At 74.5% G+C, this 16,509-nt stretch carries 14 protein-coding genes; 12 read left to right on the top strand and 2 right to left on the bottom strand.

The genetic code is table 11. The features are described from left to right. Positions 1 to 37: 37 nt before the first annotated feature. The gene (locus tag ABZ261_RS00320; RefSeq protein WP_356854313.1) at positions 38 to 358 is read right to left on the bottom strand and encodes an SMR family transporter; all 321 of its coding nucleotides are present in this window, start codon (positions 356 to 358) and stop codon (positions 38 to 40) included. Between the two features lie 310 nt (positions 359 to 668). Between ABZ261_RS00320 and ABZ261_RS00315 the strand changes: the two genes are divergently transcribed. The 6 genes from ABZ261_RS00315 to ABZ261_RS00290 all read left to right on the top strand — a co-directional run bounded on the left by ABZ261_RS00315 (position 669) and on the right by ABZ261_RS00290 (position 7,095). Next, positions 669 to 1,151, top strand: a complete 483-nt coding sequence (locus tag ABZ261_RS00315) for a MarR family transcriptional regulator (RefSeq protein ID WP_356854312.1) — start codon at positions 669 to 671, stop codon at positions 1,149 to 1,151. Positions 1,152 to 1,267: 116 nt separating this feature from the next. Further along, positions 1,268 to 1,519 carry a helix-turn-helix transcriptional regulator gene (locus ABZ261_RS00310; protein ID WP_356854311.1) on the top strand — a complete coding sequence of 84 codons (252 nt, stop codon included), beginning with the start codon at positions 1,268 to 1,270 and terminating at the stop codon, positions 1,517 to 1,519. A 300-nt stretch (positions 1,520 to 1,819) separates the two neighbouring features. Continuing rightward, the gene (locus ABZ261_RS00305; protein WP_356854310.1) at positions 1,820 to 2,662 is read left to right on the top strand and encodes a nitrilase-related carbon-nitrogen hydrolase; all 843 of its coding nucleotides are present in this window, start codon (positions 1,820 to 1,822) and stop codon (positions 2,660 to 2,662) included. Continuing rightward, positions 2,659 to 3,951, top strand: coding sequence for an aspartate aminotransferase family protein (locus ABZ261_RS00300; protein WP_356854309.1), 1,293 nt, complete (start codon positions 2,659 to 2,661; stop codon positions 3,949 to 3,951). The genes ABZ261_RS00305 and ABZ261_RS00300 overlap by 4 nt, the downstream gene beginning before the upstream one ends. 709 nt (positions 3,952 to 4,660) lie before the next feature. Continuing rightward, positions 4,661 to 6,064, top strand: a complete 1,404-nt coding sequence (gene hydA, locus ABZ261_RS00295; protein WP_356854308.1) for a dihydropyrimidinase — start codon at positions 4,661 to 4,663, stop codon at positions 6,062 to 6,064. An 11-nt stretch (positions 6,065 to 6,075) separates the two neighbouring features. After that, positions 6,076 to 7,095, top strand: a complete 1,020-nt coding sequence (locus tag ABZ261_RS00290; RefSeq protein ID WP_356854307.1) for a TIGR03842 family LLM class F420-dependent oxidoreductase — start codon at positions 6,076 to 6,078, stop codon at positions 7,093 to 7,095. A gap of 34 nt (positions 7,096 to 7,129) precedes the next feature. On the opposite strand, the gene ABZ261_RS00285 is transcribed toward ABZ261_RS00290, so the two are convergent. Beyond that, a complete protein-coding gene (locus ABZ261_RS00285) occupies positions 7,130 to 7,804 on the bottom strand; it encodes a hypothetical protein (RefSeq protein WP_356854306.1) in 675 nt (224 codons plus the stop codon). Between the two features lie 330 nt (positions 7,805 to 8,134). Here ABZ261_RS00285 and ABZ261_RS00280 point away from each other — a divergent pair, with 330 nt between their 5' ends. The 6 genes from ABZ261_RS00280 (at position 8,135) to ABZ261_RS00255 (ending at position 16,479) form a co-directional block, all read left to right on the top strand. Further along, positions 8,135 to 8,980, top strand: coding sequence for an inositol monophosphatase family protein (locus ABZ261_RS00280; RefSeq protein ID WP_356854305.1), 846 nt, complete (start codon positions 8,135 to 8,137; stop codon positions 8,978 to 8,980). 87 nt (positions 8,981 to 9,067) lie between these two features. Next, positions 9,068 to 10,486, top strand: coding sequence for an NAD(P)/FAD-dependent oxidoreductase (locus ABZ261_RS00275; RefSeq protein ID WP_356854304.1), 1,419 nt, complete (start codon positions 9,068 to 9,070; stop codon positions 10,484 to 10,486). A gap of 744 nt (positions 10,487 to 11,230) precedes the next feature. Next, positions 11,231 to 11,740, top strand: coding sequence for an O-acetyl-ADP-ribose deacetylase (locus ABZ261_RS00270; RefSeq protein WP_356854303.1), 510 nt, complete (start codon positions 11,231 to 11,233; stop codon positions 11,738 to 11,740). 226 nt (positions 11,741 to 11,966) lie between these two features. Then, a complete protein-coding gene (locus tag ABZ261_RS00265; protein ID WP_356854302.1) occupies positions 11,967 to 13,220 on the top strand; it encodes a hypothetical protein in 1,254 nt (417 codons plus the stop codon). After that, positions 13,217 to 15,271 carry a hypothetical protein gene (locus tag ABZ261_RS00260; protein WP_356854301.1) on the top strand — a complete coding sequence of 685 codons (2,055 nt, stop codon included), beginning with the start codon at positions 13,217 to 13,219 and terminating at the stop codon, positions 15,269 to 15,271. The genes ABZ261_RS00265 and ABZ261_RS00260 overlap by 4 nt, the downstream gene beginning before the upstream one ends. Before the next feature lie 20 nt (positions 15,272 to 15,291). Further along, entirely contained in the window at positions 15,292 to 16,479 is a 1,188-nt protein-coding gene (locus ABZ261_RS00255; RefSeq protein WP_356854300.1) for a MoxR family ATPase, read from the top strand. Positions 16,480 to 16,509 lie beyond the last annotated feature (30 nt).

Raw genomic sequence — 16,509 nt, 5'->3', positions numbered from 1 at the left:
TCCTTTCGCGGGAACGGGTCGGGCGGGGCGGGGATCTCTAGGCGGCACCGCTCAGCTGCAGGCCGACGACCCCGGTGATGATGACGGCGATGCCCAGTGCCTTGCGCCAGTCCAGGCGCTGGCCGAAGAGCAGCACACCGAGCAGGGTGATGCCGACACCGGCGGCGGACGTCCAGATGGCATAGCCGACGCCTACGTCGAAGGTCAGCAGCGCCTTGCTGAGGAAGAAGGTCGCGATCGCACCGCTGACCAGGGTCGCGAGGGTCCACTTGCGGTTCTTGAAGCCTTCGGCCTTGCCCGCCGCGATGGCGACGGTGATCTCGAAGACGGTCGCGATGGCGAGGTGGAGCCACTGCATGAACGGTCCTTTCGTTCGTTCGCTGGAACCCGGACCCGAAGCCCGGGTACGAGGCCGGCGCCGGGCCGGCTCGCTGCGGAACCGGCGTGCCGGCTGACGCCCGCCGGATGCGGACGGGGCCGGCTGGGGGACGCCCCGGGCCGTGCCAGCACCCGTCGGTGCCGCAGGCATGGATGCCTTTCTCAACACTTGCTTGTACGTGCAAATTCTCTGAGGGCGCAAGGATGCGTCGGAAAAGCTCAACGCGGGGATAAGCTTGCATGAGCATGTATCTAGCTGTCAACGCACCGCCCCGAGAGGGAGCTGCCTCATGACCACGACCACCGACGCGTCGGCCGCGTCGTCCGACCAGGCCATGTGGGGGAGGGTCCTCACTCTGCACGCGCACGTGGAGCGCCGGCTCACCCAGGCCCTGCAGCGCAAGCACGGCATCGGGCTCTCCGAGTTCCGCGCCCTGGAGTCCCTCGTCCGGGCCGAGGTCGGCGAGCTGCGCATGCAGGAGCTCGCCGACCGGATCGGCCTCGGGCAGAGCTCGGTGACCCGGCTGGTCGGCCGGCTCTTCTCGGCCGGCTACGCCTTCCGGGACGTGTGCCCCGACGACAAGCGCGGTGTCTACGCCGTCATCACCGACGACGGCCGCAAGCGCTACGCCGATGCGCGCGCCACGTACGCCGATGTGCTCAGCGCCGCGCTCAACGCCGCGGGGGCCACCCCTGAGCTGGCCGGGACCGTCCAGGCGCTGCGCAGCGCCTCCTGCGCCAGTGGTGTGCCGCACCGGGCTTCGCAGGGTTGATGCATGACCAGGCATCGACCGGCCTGGACATCGGAACCCCCGGCCGCCGATCGTCGTGCCGGCGTGGGAACACGTGACGCTCTGGCGGAAACAAGGCGCGGTATTAGAATCGGCGCATGGTGCGCACCCCCCTCACCCCCGAAGAGCGTGAACGCGGCGAGCGGCTGGGCCGGCTGCTGCGTGCCGCGCGCGGTGACCGGAGCATGACGGAGGTCGCCGCCGAAGCGGGTGTGTCGGCCGAGACGCTCCGCAAGATCGAGACGGGGCGGGCGCCGACACCCGCGTTCTTCACCGTCGCCGCGCTGGCCGGGGCGCTCGGCCTGTCGATGGACGAACTGGCCGAGCTGTGCGCACCGGTGGGCGTCTGAGCCGCTCGTGGAAGCCGCCCGGCCGGACCCCGGCCGGGCGGGGCGGCACGGGCCCGTCGCGCACGCGCGGCGCGGCGCCGGGGGCACCGCGCGACCGCGGCCGGGCGGCGACGTCCCGGTGCGCTCCGGTCCGCCTGACGGCGCCGGAGGGCCGGCTCACCCACCGGAGTGTGAAACGCGCTCGACTCCGCGGGTTGCGGACGATGGTCTTGGCAACGGCCCCACGGAGGCCTACGTTCGTCCCTCTACGGCCTGCTCTACGGGCGTAGAGGCTCTGACGTCGCGTCGAAGGAGCAGCTCATGGCCAACGTCGTCCGCGCCGCTCTGGTCCAGGCCACCTGGACCGGCGACACCGAGTCCATGGTGGCGAAGCACGAGGAGCACGCCCGCGAGGCGGCCCGCCGGGGCGCGAAGATCATCGGATTCCAGGAAGTCTTCAACGCTCCCTACTTCTGCCAGGTCCAGGAGCCGGAGCACTACCGCTGGGCCGAACCGGTGCCCGACGGGCCGACCGTCCGCCGGATGCGGGACCTCGCGCGCGAGACCGGCATGGTGATCGTCGTCCCGGTCTTCGAGGTCGAGCAGTCCGGTTTCTACTACAACACCGCCGCCGTGATCGACGCCGACGGCGCCTACCTCGGCAAGTACCGCAAGCATCACATCCCGCAGGTCAGAGGCTTCTGGGAGAAGTACTACTTCAAACCCGGCAACCTGGGCTGGCCCGTCTTCGACACCGCCGCCGGCAAGGTCGGCGTCTACATCTGCTACGACCGGCACTTCCCGGAGGGCTGGCGGCAACTCGGCCTCAACGGGGCCCAGTTGGTCTACAACCCGTCCGCGACCCACCGGGGGCTGTCCGCCCACCTGTGGCAGCTCGAACAGCCCGCCGCGGCCGTCGCCAACGAGTACTTCGTCGCCGCCATCAACCGCGTCGGCCGGGAGGAGTACGGCGACAACGACTTCTACGGGACCTCGTACTTCGTCGATCCGCGCGGACAGTTCGTGGGGGAGGTCGCCGGCGACCAGGACGAGGAGCTCCTGGTCCGCGACCTCGACCTCGACCTCATCGAGGAGGTGCGGCGGCAGTGGGCCTTCTACCGCGACCGCCGCCCCGACGCCTACGAAGGGCTGGTGCAGCCGTGAGCGACCTCCACTCCCGCCACCGCAGGGTGCTGCCCGACTGGCTCGCCCTGTACTACGACGACCCGATCGAGATCACGCACGGCGAGGGCCGGCACGTCTGGGACTCCGCCGGCAACCGGTACCTGGACTTCTTCGGCGGCATCCTGACGACGATGACCGCGCACGCGCTGCCCGAGGTGACCAAGGCGGTCAGCGAGCAGGCCGGCCGGATCATCCACTCCTCCACCCTCTACCTCAACCGGCCGATGGTCGAACTCGCCGAGCGCATCGCCCGGATCAGCGGCATCCCGGACGCCCGGGTGTTCTTCACGACCTCCGGCACCGAGGCCAACGACACCGCCCTGCTCCTCGCCACCGCGCACCGCCGCAGCAACACCGTTCTGGCCATGCGCAACAGCTACCACGGCCGGTCCTTCAGCACGGTCGGCATCACCGGCAACCGCGGCTGGTCCCCGACCTCGTTGTCCCCGCTGCACACCCTGTACGTCCACGGCGGCGTGCGCACCCGCGGGCCGTTCGCCGGACTGGACGACCGCGCGTTCATCGACGCGTGCGTCGCCGATCTGAAGGACGTCCTCGGCCACACCCGGCCGCCCGCCGCGCTGATCGCCGAGCCCGTGCAGGGCGTCGGCGGCTTCACCTCCCCGCCCGACGGACTGTACGCGGCCTTCCGCGAGGTGCTGTCCGCGCACGGCGTCCTGTGGATCGCCGACGAGGTGCAGACCGGCTGGGGCCGCACCGGCGACCACTTCTGGGGCTGGCAGGCGCACGCCCGCAACGGCCCGCCGGACATCGTCACCTTCGCCAAGGGCATCGGCAACGGCATGTCCATCGGCGGGGTCGTCGCCCGCGCCGAGATCATGAACTGCCTGGACGCCAACAGCATCTCCACCTTCGGCGGCACCCAGCTCACCATGGCCGCCGGCCTCGCCAACCTCACCTACCTCCTCGAACACGACCTCCAGGGCAACGCCCGGCGGGTCGGCGGGCTGCTGATCGAACGGCTGCGATCGGCCACCGCCCAGCTGCCCGGAGTGCGCGAGGTACGCGGACGGGGACTGATGATCGGCGTCGAGCTGGTCGAACCGGGCACGGACGAGGCCGACCCGCAGGCCGCCGCCGCGGTGCTGGAGGCGGCACGCGCGGGCGGGCTGCTCATCGGCAAGGGCGGCGGGCACGACACCAGCGCCCTGCGGATCGCCCCGCCGCTGTCCCTGACCGTCGCCGAGGCCGAGGAGGGCGCGGCGATCCTGGAACGCGCGCTGAGAAGCACGTACGAGGACGGCTGACGGACGCCCTGCCGGAGCAGCCGAGGAGCCGTCGAGAGAACAGGTGCACGGCCATGACCACCAGCTCGGAGTCCCGGAGCCCCGGCCGGCGGCCGCCCGGACCCGCTCTCCCCGCGCACCGGGCGCGGGCCGCGGAGCGGGCGCTCGCCGGGCGGCCGGAGGCGCTCGCGGGCCGGGGCCGCAGCGACCGGCCCGCACACCGGGCGCGCGTCGCCGGGGCCGCCGGCCTCGCTGCGGGGCGGGTCCTTCCCGCGCCGCCCGGGGCGGTGCGCCGGGCGGCCGGGCCGTACGGGCCGCCCGCGTTCGCGCCGCACCGGCCGTCCCCCGGCGCCGAGCCGGCCGGGGCGGGCCGGGCGCGGCCCGCGCGGCGGACACCCGCCGCGACCGGAGTGCCGGAGACCGTACGGACCGCCCTCACCGGGCCGGCCGCCGGCCTCCCGTACCGGCTGCGCACCTCGCCGGCGCCGGGCGCGCCCTCGCCCCCTCGGCCGCCTCCCGCGGCCCGTCCCCGCCGCCGGACCCGCGGACCCGGCGCGCCGGCGAGGCGGCGGCACGGAGAGCGTCCCCGCCCGGAGCCCGGACCCGGCCGGGCGCCACGAGGCCGGCGGCCACCGGCGGCCCCACCGCGAGCGCGCCCTGCGGGCGTACCCCCGCCGACCGCGCCCGACCGCGCCCCGATCGCAGCCGCAGCCTTGACCGAGGGAGCAGCATGAGCAGCCGTACCGTCATCCGCGGTGGTCTCGTCCTCACCGCGTCGGACGAGATGCACGCCGACGTCCTGATCGAGGACGGCCGTATCGCCGCCCTCGCCGCCTCCACCACCCCCGCCGCCGCGGCCTTCACCGCCGACCGCGAGATCGACGCCACCGGGAAGTACGTCATCCCGGGCGGCGTCGACGCCCACACCCACATGGAGCTGCCGTTCGGCGGCACCTTCGCCTCCGACACGTTCGAGACCGGCACCCGGGCCGCCGCCTGGGGCGGCACGACCACCATCGTGGACTTCGCGGTGCAGAGCGTCGGCCGCACCCTGCGCGAGGGCCTGGACGCCTGGCACGCCAAGGCCGAGGGCAACTGCGCGATCGACTACGCCTTCCACATGATCGTCTCCGACGTCCACGACGAGACGCTGAAGGAGATGGACCTGCTGGTCGAGGAGGGCGTGACCAGCTTCAAGCAGTTCATGGCCTATCCGGGGGTGTTCTACTCCGACGACGGCCAGATCCTGCGCGCCATGCAGCGCTGTGCCGGGAACGGCGGACTGATCATGATGCACGCCGAGAACGGCATCGCGATCGACGTGCTGGTCGAACAGGCCCTCGCCCGCGGCGAGACCGACCCCCGCTACCACGGCGAGGTCCGCAAGGCCCTGCTGGAGGCCGAGGCCACCCACCGGGCCATCCGGCTCGCCCAGGTCGCCGGCGCCCCCCTGTACGTCGTGCACGTCTCGGCGCTGGAGGCGGTCGCCGAGCTGGCCCGCGCCCGCGACGAGGGCCGGAACGTCTTCGGGGAGACCTGCCCGCAGTACCTGTTCCTGTCCACCGACAACCTCGCCGAGCCCGGCTTCGAGGGCGCCAAGTACGTGTGCAGCACCCCGTTGCGGCCCAAGGAGCACCAGGCCGCCCTGTGGCGGGGCCTGCGCACGAACGACCTGCAGGTGGTGTCCACCGACCACTGCCCGTTCTGCTTCGCCGGGCAGAAGGAACTCGGCCGCGGCGACTTCTCGAAGATCCCCAACGGGCTGCCCGGCGTGGAGAACCGCATGGACCTGCTCCACCAGGCCGTCGTCGACGGGCACATCTCGCGCCGCCGGTGGATCGAGATCGCCTGCGCCGCCCCGGCCCAATTGTTCGGCCTGTACCCGAAGAAGGGCACCCTCGCCCCGGGCGCCGACGCGGACGTCGTCGTCTACGACCCGCACGCCGAACAGGTGCTGTCCGCCGAGACCCACCACATGAACGTCGACTACTCGGCGTACGAGGGCAGGCGCGTCACCGGCCGCGTCGAGACGGTGCTGTCGCGCGGCGAACTCGTCATCGACCAGCGGGAGTACACCGGACGCGCCGGACACGGCCTCTACACCCCGCGCTCCACCTGTCAGTACCTCGCCTAGGAGTGGCGCCCATGGACTTCGGACTCGTGCTGCAGACCGACCCGCCGGCCTCCCGTGTCGTCAGCCTGATGCAGCGCGCCGAGCGCAACGGCTTCCGCTACGGCTGGACCTTCGACTCCGCCGTGCTCTGGCAGGAACCGTTCGTGATCTACAGCCAGATCCTCGCCCACACCGCGCGGCTGAAGGTCGGCACGATGGTCACCAACCCGGGCACCCGCACCTGGGAGGTCACCGCCTCCGCCTTCGCCACCCTCAACGACATGTTCGGCAACCGCACCGTCTGCGGCATCGGCCGCGGGGACTCCGCGATGCGCGTCGCCGGCCGGAAACCCGTCACCCTCGCCCGGATCAGCGAGGCCATGAAGGTCATCCGCGCCCTCGGCCGCGGCGAGGAGGCCGACCTCGGCGGCACGACGATCCGCTTCCCGTGGATCAAGGAGGGCGCCGAACTCCCCGTCTGGATGGCCGCCTACGGGCCGAAGGCGCTGAAGATGGCCGGCGAGGAGGCCGACGGCTTCATCCTCCAGCTCGCCGACCCGTACCTGACCGAGTACATGGTGAGGACCGTCAGGGACGCGGCCGCCGCCGCCGGCCGCGACCCGTCCGAGGTGACGGTCTGCGTGGCCGCCCCCGCCTATGTCACCGACGACGACTCGCCCGGCGCGCTCGCCCACGCGCGCGAGCAGTGCCGCTGGTTCGGCGGCATGGTCGGCAACCACGTCGCCGACCTGGTCACCCGGTACGGGGAGCACTCCTCGCGGGTTCCCGCCGAACTCACCGACTACATCAAGGCCCGCCAGGGCTACGACTACGCCCACCACGGGCGCAGCGGCAACCCGGACACGCGGTTCGTGCCCGACGACATCGTGGACCGCTTCTGCGTCATCGGCCCCGTGGAGAAGCACATCGAGAAACTGACCGCTCTCCGGGCGCTGGGCGTCGACCAGTTCGCCGTGTACGACATGCACGACGCCCAGGAGGCCACGATCGACGCCTACGGCAGCCGCGTCGTCCCCGCCGTCGGCTCCTGACCCCGGCAGCGCGGTCCGCGGGAACCGGCGGGCGTCAGCCGGCCTGTGCCCGGCCGCCGCCCAGCGCGGCGACCGCCGCCTTCGCCGCCTTGATGGCCCCCTTGTTGATCTCGTCCGTGCCGGGGGCCTTCCGGGTCTCGAAGTCGCTGCCGTTGTAGGTGACGACCACCAGGGCGTTGGCGACCCGGACCAGCACCACGCCCTCGCGGGTCTCCTGCTTGTCCTCCGTGGTGAGGTTCACGACCGAGTACGCGCTGTCGCCGAGTCCGGGCACGGCCCCGCCGCCGCTCTTCTCGGCGACCCGCTGCCCGTACTCCTTGCGTGCCTGCTCGTCGGAGCCGCTGATCTCGTAGGACACGTCGAGCCAGCGGTAGTCGAAGCCCTTGAGCGCGTTCCAGGAGCAGGTGCGGCGCAGCTCGCTGTCCGTCGAGGGGATCTCCTTGCCGGCCGTCTTCGCCCCCGGCACCAGCGACTTGACGACGGCCGCCGGCACGCCGGCGCAGGGCGCGGGCGCGCTGGTGTACCGCTTCGGGGCCGCGGTGGACGAGGGGGCGGCGGGGGCGGACGCGGCGGGCGCCTCGGGGGCCGTCCGGTGCCCGGCGGCGGGCTGCGCGGCCGGACCGGACGTCAACGCCCAGCCGGCGCAGGCGAGCACCGCGACCGGCGACAGACGCGCGGTGAGAGCGAGCGGCAGAGGAAAGGAACGCACGGCGCACTTCTCGTGGGGGAGGGGTGCGGAGGGGTCCGCAGGGTGGACGGGGACGACAGTCTCACATGACCGCCTGTGAGGCGGAAGTGTCAACTCGCTGCGTACGAGGCCGGTCACGGCAGCTCGCTCCGTCGGTACGGCTATGCCCCATATCTGCCCGACCTCACGGCACCCGCCCCGTCCGCTCGGCCGGCGGCAGCCGCACTTCCTCTCCGCCGCCGCCCTGCGCGCCCCGGGCCGCGCCGCCGGCCCCCACGCTGTTCACCCCCGTTCCACCGGGCGTGCACCGGCGGGGCGGGGATTGTCGGCGGGACGTGCTCTCATGGAGGCATGATCGAAGAGACGGAGACCATCGAGGAGTTTCTGACCCGCTGCTCGGCCGACGTGGAGGAAGCGGTCCGCAAGGCCGCCGCGGCCGAGATCCTGCCCCGCTTCCGGCGCCTCGCCGAGCACGAGGTGGACCGCAAGACCGGCCCCCACGACCTGGTCACGGACGCCGACCGCCTCGCCGAGCTGTGGCTCACCGAGGCCCTGGGCGCCCTGCTGCCGGGCTCGGCCGTCGTCGGCGAGGAAGCGGTGCACGCCGACCCGGCGGTGTACGAGGCGCTCAAGGGCGAGGCGCCGGTGTGGATCGTCGACCCGGTCGACGGCACCCGCCAGTTCGTCCACGGCGACGACGGCTTCTGCACCCTCGTCGCCCTCGCCCACCGGGGCGTCGTGATCGCCTCCTGGATGTACGCGGCGGCGCGCGACCAGCTCGCCACCGCCGTCCGCGGCCGGGGCGCCTTCCTCGACGGGAAGCGGCTGTTCGCGGGGCCTGCCGCGCCCGGCCGGGACCTCGTCGTCGCGACCTCCCACCCGGACTACACCACCGACGAGCAGAAGCGCGCGCTGCGCGCCCTGTGGACCGACGGCGTCGCCCCGCGCCCGTGCGGTTCCGCCGGCCTGGAGTACCTGGCCGTCGCCCGGGGCGAGCTGGACGCGGTCGCGTTCTCCTGGGAGGCCGCCTGGGACCACGCGGCCGGTCTGCTCCTCGTCGAGGAGGCGGGCGGCATGCACGTCACGCCGACGGGCGAGCCGTTCCGCATCACCGGCGGCAACGCCCTGCCGTTCACCGCCGCCCGGGACGCCGCCACCGCCCGCCGGGTGGCCGGCCTGCTGCGCACCGGGTCCTGAAGCCCCGGAGCGACCCGGGCGGGGGGAGCGGCCGTCCCCCGGCATATCCTGATCGTGAAGGCCGTCGGCTGACGAAGGGGTCCCAAGGTGCCGTCGATGCTCGATGCGGTCGTGGTGGGTGCGGGGCCGAACGGACTGACCGCCGCCGTGGAGCTGGCCCGCCGCGGCTTCTCCGTGGCCCTGTTCGAGGCGCAGCCCACCGTCGGGGGCGGCGCCCGCACCGAGGAGCTGACCCTCCCCGGTTTCCGGCACGACCCGTGCTCGGCCGCCCACCCCCTCGGCATCAACTCCCCGGCGTTCCGCGCCATGCCGCTCGACCGCTACGGCCTTGAGTGGCTGCACGCCCCGCTGCCCATGGCCCACCCGTTCCCGGACGGCACCGCGGCCGTGCTGTCCCGGTCGGTCGCCGAGACCGCCGCCTCCTTCGGGCCGCGCGACGCGGGCGCGTACCGCAGGCTGGTCGAGCCGCTCCTCGCCCACTGGGACACCCTCGTCCGGGACTTCATGTCCCTGCCGCTGACCGCGCTCCCGCGCGACCCCGTCACCCTGGCCCGGTTCGGCCTGGTCGGCCTCCCGCCGTCCACCTGGCTGATGCGCCGCTTCAGGGACGAGCGGTTCAAGGCCCTCTTCGCCGGCCTGGTCGCCCATGTGATGGCACCGCTGAGCGGCCCGGCCACCGGCGCCGTCGGACTGGTCTTCGCCCTCGCGGCGCACGCCCGCGGCTGGCCGGTGCCCCGCGGCGGCTCCCAGGCCGTCTCCGACGCCCTCGCCGGCTACCTGGCGGACCTCGGCGGCGAGGTGCACACCGACTACGAGGTCAAGCGCCTGGACGACCTGCCGCCCGCCCGCGCCTACGTCTTCGACACCTCGCCCACCGCGCTCGCCCGCATCGCCGGGTTCGGCGACCACTACGCGCGCTACCGCTACGGCCCCGGCGTCTTCAAGATCGACTATGCGCTGGACGGTCCCGTGCCCTGGACCGCGCCCGAGGCCCGCGTCGCCGGCACCGTCCAGATCGGCGCGAGCCGGGCCGAGATCGGCGCCGCCCTGCGCGCCGCCTCCCGCGAGGGCCGCGCCCCCGACAGGCCCTTCATGATCACCGTGCAGCCCAGCGTGGTCGACCCCACCCGCGCGCCCGAGGGCAAGCACGTCTTCTGGGCCTACGGCCACGTGCCGAACGGCTGGTCCGGCGACCTCACCGAGGTCATGGAACGCCAGCTGGAGCGCTTCGCCCCCGGCTTCCGCGACCGCGTGCTCGCCCGCGCCGTCGCCGGCCCCGCCGATCTCGCCGCCCGCAACGCCAACTACGTCGGCGGCGACATCGCCTGCGGCGCGGCCTCCGGCCTCCGGCTGCTGCTGCGCCCCAAGCCGTCCCTGTTCCCGTACCACACCCCCCACCCGGCCGTCTTCATCTGCTCCTCGGCCACCCCGCCGGGCCCCGGCGTCCACGGCATGTCGGGCCACAACGCGGCCAAGGCCGTCTGGCGCAGACTGCGGCAGACGTGATCCGGCCGCAGCTCCGGAAGGCGCACCCGAGCCGGGGACCGCTGAAGCCCGGGGGGACGGTCCCCGGGGCTGCGGCGGCCCGACTGCCGTGAGCGGTCCGACGGCGGCTGTCGTCGTGGCCTGGCGGACGGCTGCGCGGGGTGAGCCGGCCGGCGCGCGGGCGGGGGGCGTGTGCGCCGGCCGGCTGTCTCGGCGGCGTTCAGCCTCCGGCGGCCGTCCGCGGCGGCGCGAGCCGTCCGGCGGCAACCGCCGAAGACGCGAGCCGCCGGGGCACCGCGGCAGGTGTGAGCCGCCCGCGCGGAGAGCGGGCGCACCGGGAGCCGCCCGCGGCGGAGAGGGGGCGAGCCGACACGAGGCCGTCCAGGGCGTCGGAGCGTGCCGGGAGTCGCCCGCGGCTGGGCGCGGCGTACCGGGAGCCGTCCGCGGCGGACAGCGGGCGCACCGGCATGAGGCCGTCCAGGGCGTCGGAGCGTGCCGGGAGCCGTCCGCGGCAGGGCGCGGCGTACCGGGAGCCGTCCGCGGTGGAGAGGGGGCGCACCGGCATGAGGCCGTCCAGGGCGTCGGAGCGTGCCGGGAGCCGCCCGCGGCAGGGCGCGGCGTACCGGGAGCAGCCGCCCGCGGCGGGTAGCAACGCGCCCAGAGCCGTCCCGCGGCGGCAAGTGGCCGACACTTGATCCGTCCCGGCGGGGAAGGCGGCTTGCAGGGAGTCGTCCGGTTCGGTCGTACAGCGGGAGTGAGGCAGGCATGACCACGATCACCCTGGTCCGGGGAGACATCACCCGGCAGCGCGTCGACGCCGTCGTCAACGCGGCCAACTCCTCCCTCCTCGGCGGCGGAGGCGTGGACGGCGCGATCCACCGCCGCGGCGGCCCCGCCGTCCTGGAGGAGTGCCGCAGGCTGCGCGCCTCGCGGTACGGCGAGGGCCTGCCCACCGGCCGGGCCGTGGCCACCACGGCCGGGGCGCTGGACGCCCGCTGGGTGATCCACACCGTGGGGCCCGTCTGGTCCGCGACCGAGGACCGCTCGGAGCTGCTCGCGAGCTGCCACCGCGAGTCCCTCCGTGTCGCCGACGAGCTGGGCGCCCGGACGGTGGCGTTCCCGGCCGTCTCCACCGGCGTGTACCGGTGGCCGGTGGAGGACGCGGCCCGGATCGCGGTGGAGACGGTCCGGTCCACGCCGACGGCGGTCGAGGAGGTGCGGTTCGTCCTCTTCGACGAGCGGGCGTACGCGGCCTTCGCCCGGCAGGTCGGCTGAAGACGGACACCCGGTCGGCCGGGGCCGAGGAGCCGGGGCCGGCGGGGCCGGGCGGGCGCCGAGGGCGGCGGCGGGCCGCGCGCAGGGGCGACCGCGGCGACGGCGTGCGCAGGGCCGGCCGCGGCGGCGGCGTGCGCAAGGGCGACCGTTTCGACGTGGCTTTTGCCGTCCCCCGACGGCGAGTTGGCGATATCGTCGGGGCGAGCGAGGGGACGGGGAGACTGCGATGCGATTCATGTTCGTCCACGGCACCGGTGTGCGGCGCGAGCGGCACGAGGTGCTTTTCGGCAGGATCCGCGAGCGTCTCCTGCAGCGGTTCCCCGACGCGACCGTCTCCTCCTGTTTCTGGGGCGAGTCGTTCGGCGTGCCCCTGACCGCCGGTAGCCGGTCGACCCCCGGCCGGGACCGCACCCGCGCCCTCGACGGCGACCCGGCGGCCCTCGACGGCGACCCGGTGGCCCTCGCGCCGCCGGACGCGGAGGCGGCGGAGTGGGCGCTGCTGCTGGCCGACCCGTTCTGCGAGCTGCGGGTGCTCGCCCAGCTCCAGGACCGGACGGACGGCTTCGGCGTGCCGGGAGCGCGTCCGGCGGGCGCCGGGGTCATGGAGCTGCTGGCCGAACTCCCCGCCGACCCGCCGGAGGACGACGAACTCGGCGCCCTGCTGCGCGCCACCGGGCTGTACGCGCACTACGCCGGTGCGCTGCACGCCGCTCGCTTCGCGGAAGAGGCGGCCCTGGCCGCCGAGACCGCGGAGGAGGAGGCCGCCGCCCGGGAACTGGCCGACGCCCTCGCCAGGGCCCTGGTGGCCGTCGCGCTCGCCACGGCCGGTCCCGACGCCGAGTGCCTGGGCTCCGAACGGGACCGCCTGGTCGAGCTGCTCACCGCCCGCCTCGGCGGTGGCGCCCGCATGCCCGGAGACAGAGTGGCCGCGGTCCTCGGCACCCTCGCCCTGCGGGTGACGACGCAGCCCGTGCTGAACCTGTGGCGCAGTCCCCTCACCGGCAGAGCCACCCCCTTCTTCGGCGACGTCCTCCGCTACCAGGTCCGCGGCGAGACGCTGAGGGAACGGCTGCGCGAGGCCATCGCCGAGGAGGACGGCCCGACGGTGCTGATCGGCCACAGCCTGGGCGGTGTCGCGCTCGTCGACCTCCTCGCCTCCGGCGCGAAGAGCGGACGGCCCGTACGGGGCCCGCGCCTGCTGGTCACCGTCGGCTCCCAGGCGCCGTACCTGTACGAGCTGGGGGCGCTGGCCGCCCTCGCGCCCGGCGAGGCGCTGCCGGAGGGCTTCCCGCGCTGGCTGAACGTCTACGACCGGCAGGACCTGCTGGCCTTCGTGGCGCAACCCGTGTTCGACGGCGACCCCAGGGTCACCGACCATGAGGTCAGCAGCGGGCAGCCGTTCTGGCCGAGCCACAGCGCCTACTGGAAGACGGACGGCCTCTACGACCGCATCGCGGCCGCCGTGGCGGAGATCGAGTGAGCGACCGGCACGGCACGCTCCCCGCGACCCTGTGCCCCGAACGCACCTTCGCCCTGGTCGTGGGGGTCGAGAAGTACGGCCTCGGCCCGAGGATGGACCTGCGGGGCCCGGCGAGTGACGCGGTGCGCTTCGCGGGGTGGCTCACCGGCCCGTGCAAAGTGCCGTCGGCCCATGTGCGTCTGCTGCTGTCCCCGCTGTCCCCGGAGCGGCTCGACTGGTCCGGCCTGCCCGATGCGGCGGAGCTGCGGGCACGGTCACGGCCGGCGACCGAGCAGCACGTGAAGGACGCGCTGCTGGGCGAACTCGCCGCGTGCGACGGCGACATGCTGTGGATCTACTGGGCCGGGCACGGCTTCCTCGGCCGGGACAACGAGATGGTGCTGGTGTGCGCCGACGCCCACCCCGGGGAGATCCGGCACCTCAACCTCGACTCCGCGCTGCGCTGGTGGCGCACCGACAAGGTGCCGCAGTCCCGGTTCCCTCTGCAAGCCGCCCTCGTGGACGCCTGCCGCGTCGACCAGCCGCGCGGATTGAACCCCGGCCGGGTGGAGTACGGGGCCGGGCGGGTGGTGCAGGGCAGACGCCAGTTCCAGCTGTACGCCGGCCGTACCGGCGAGCCGGTGAAGAACGACCCGGAGGCCGGGGCGGGCCAGTTCACCGAGGCGCTGCTCGCCGAGTTCGGGCAGCGGTCGGTGTCCGAGTGCGTCCTCGACCTCGCCGGGATCTCCTCCGCCGTCCGGGAGCGGTTCGCGCGGCTCCGGGCCGCCGGGCAGGCCTGGCAGAATCCGCAGTTCATCCGGGACCGCGACTGGGACGAGTGCACGTTCCTCGCCGACGACGAACTGCCCGTGCCGCCCAGAGCCGCACGGCTCGACCAGCCGGCCTGGGACGCGCTGGGCGAGGTCCTGGCCGACCGCCCCCTGCCCGAGGAGACCTGGGACGCCTACGCCTGGGCCTTCCGGATCGCGGGCTGCACGACCCCCGTACGCCAGGGGCTGCCGGCCGACAGCTTGATCGACATCGCCCGGGACCTCGACGACCGGCAGGGCGGCCGGCCGGAGATACCCATGACCCTGCCGTTCGTGCGTTTCCTCGCCGACCGGGCGACGGACCGCCGGTGGGCCGCGCGACTGGAGGAGTGGGTGGAGCGGACCCGGTGCCGGCTGGCGGTTCCCGCGCTGCCGCCGCCCCCGAAGCCCTCCCGCTCGGCCACCGTGCTGCACGTCCGCCTGGACCCGGCCGCCGAGGAGGAGGACGCCTACCTCGCCCGGGTCCGGCTCCGGCGGGGCGCCTCCGTCACGGCCGTCTGGGAATCGGAGGGCCGCCCGCTGCGCCTGGACCAGGTCCGGCAGGAACTGGGGCGCCAGCTCAAGCGGGTGCGGGACACGTGCGCGGCGAGCACGCCGGACGCCCCCGGCCCGGACGTGCGGCGCGTGGAGTTCCATGTGCCGTTCGAGCTGCTCGACACCCCGTTCGACCAGTGGACCGTGCCGGGCCGCCGGCCGGGGAAGGACAGGCCGCTCGGCGTGCTGCACGAAGTGGTGGTCCGCTGCCCGGACGAACGCCAGGACGCCAGAGCGCTGTGGGAACGCAAGTGGCGATGGCTGCGCACCCACGGAGGCGAGCACCGCCGGGCCGTGCAGATCGTGCGCGATGCGCAGGTGACGAGTACCCTCGGCGTCGCCCTCGGCATGGACGGGCCGCCGGCCTGCGTGGTCGCCGACACCTCGGACGCGCGCACGGACGAGGCGCTCGACGCCGCGCTGGAGGGCGGTGTCCCGGCGGCCGTGTGGTGGCGGGGCGGCGGGCCCTCCGCCGTGGGCGCCGGCGACGGCGAACTCGCCGCCCTGCTGCGGCCCGACGCGGACGGCGTCCCCACCGCGAACGTCCTGACGCTGCCCCGCCGGGTCCACGAGCTGCGTCTCGCCCACGCCGGTTCCGCCGGGAACGGCGCCGCGGGCCGGCTCGCCCTGCTGTGGGACGATCCCGAATGCACGGTGGACGTCCGCTCCCTGCGGGGGGCGCCGGCAGCCGACGCGTCGCGAGCATGACGGAACCAGGGGGAGCGCGGATGGAGACGACGGCGAAGGACTGGTGGCTCTACCAGGGCGCCTGTGACCGGGCGGACCGGCTCGCCCGGCTCAAGCGGACGCCGCCGCCTCCCTGGCGGGCCTTCGACGGCACCCCCGACCCCACCTACCGGCCGCCCGGCTGCTCGGGCCCGGCATGGCAGCGGACCCTGGACCGCGGGGCCGGCTACGTGCCCGACGAGGCCGAGAAGGACATCGTCAACACGGCGCTGTACCTGCGCAGGCCGCTGCTGATCACCGGGAAGCCCGGCGTGGGCAAGTCGACGCTCGCGCACAGCGTCGCGGCGGACCTGGGCCTCGGACCCGTGCTGCACTGGCCGATCACCAGCCGCACCGTCCTGCGCGACGGCCTGTACCTGTACGACGCCATCGGCCGGCTGCAGGAGGCCAACCTGCGTCATCTGCTGGGCGCCCCGGCCCCGGCCGCCGGCGCGACGGCGGACCACGGCGCGGGCGGCCGCGCGCGGGCCGGGGACGTGGCAGCCCCCGCGCCCGCGCCGGCCGGGAACGGCACAGCCCCCGCGGACGGCGACCTCCCGTCCTCCGCCGCCTCCGCCGCCTCCGCCGCCTCCGCCGCCTCCTCGGTCTCCCGGTTCCTGCGCCTGGGCCCGCTGGGCACCGCCCTGCTGCCCCAGGACCAGCCCCGGGTGCTGCTCGTCGACGAGATCGACAAGAGCGACATCGACCTGCCCGGAGACCTGCTCACCCTCTTCGAGGACGGCGGCTTCGAGATCCCCGAACTGGCCCGGCTGTCCGTGGAGGAGCCGTCGGTGCGCATCGCCACCGACGACGGGCCGGACCGGCTGGTGCGCATCGAGGGCGGTCGCGTGCAGTGCCGGCACTTCCCCGTCGTGATCCTCACCAGCAACGGGGAGCGGGAGTTCCCCCCGGCCTTCCTGCGCCGCTGCGTCCGGCTGCACCTGGAGCCGCCCGGCCCGCAGAAACTCGCACGGATCGTGCGGCGGCGCCTCGGGGTCGACGTCGAGGAGCACAGCGAGTACCAGGACCTGCTCCGTGCCTTCATCGACCGGCGGGCGGACGGCGACCTGGCGACCGACCAGCTCCTCAACGCGATCCAGCTGCGGCTCAGCCGGGCGTGGACGGGCGAGGAGGACCGCGACCGCTTCCTCGACACGGTGCTGCAGCACCTGACGGGGCCTCCGGCGTGAGCGGGCCGGCGCGGGACGCCGGCCGGGCGG

Source organism: Streptomyces sp. NPDC006193, assembly GCF_040613915.1.
Taxonomy (GTDB): domain Bacteria; phylum Actinomycetota; class Actinomycetes; order Streptomycetales; family Streptomycetaceae; genus Streptomyces.
This window is presented reverse-complemented; position numbering and strand designations above follow the sequence as displayed.

Coding starts and splice junctions, on each gene's coding strand:
- ABZ261_RS00320 (WP_356854313.1), bottom strand. CDS start 358: ATGCAGTGGCTCCACCTCGCCATCGCGACCGTCTTCGAGATCACCGTC.
- ABZ261_RS00315 (WP_356854312.1), top strand. CDS start 669: ATGACCACGACCACCGACGCGTCGGCCGCGTCGTCCGACCAGGCCATG.
- ABZ261_RS00310 (WP_356854311.1), top strand. CDS start 1,268: ATGGTGCGCACCCCCCTCACCCCCGAAGAGCGTGAACGCGGCGAGCGG.
- ABZ261_RS00305 (WP_356854310.1), top strand. CDS start 1,820: ATGGCCAACGTCGTCCGCGCCGCTCTGGTCCAGGCCACCTGGACCGGC.
- hydA (WP_356854308.1), top strand. CDS start 4,661: ATGAGCAGCCGTACCGTCATCCGCGGTGGTCTCGTCCTCACCGCGTCG.
- ABZ261_RS00290 (WP_356854307.1), top strand. CDS start 6,076: ATGGACTTCGGACTCGTGCTGCAGACCGACCCGCCGGCCTCCCGTGTC.
- ABZ261_RS00280 (WP_356854305.1), top strand. CDS start 8,135: ATGATCGAAGAGACGGAGACCATCGAGGAGTTTCTGACCCGCTGCTCG.
- ABZ261_RS00270 (WP_356854303.1), top strand. CDS start 11,231: ATGACCACGATCACCCTGGTCCGGGGAGACATCACCCGGCAGCGCGTC.
- ABZ261_RS00265 (WP_356854302.1), top strand. CDS start 11,967: ATGCGATTCATGTTCGTCCACGGCACCGGTGTGCGGCGCGAGCGGCAC.
- ABZ261_RS00255 (WP_356854300.1), top strand. CDS start 15,292: ATGGAGACGACGGCGAAGGACTGGTGGCTCTACCAGGGCGCCTGTGAC.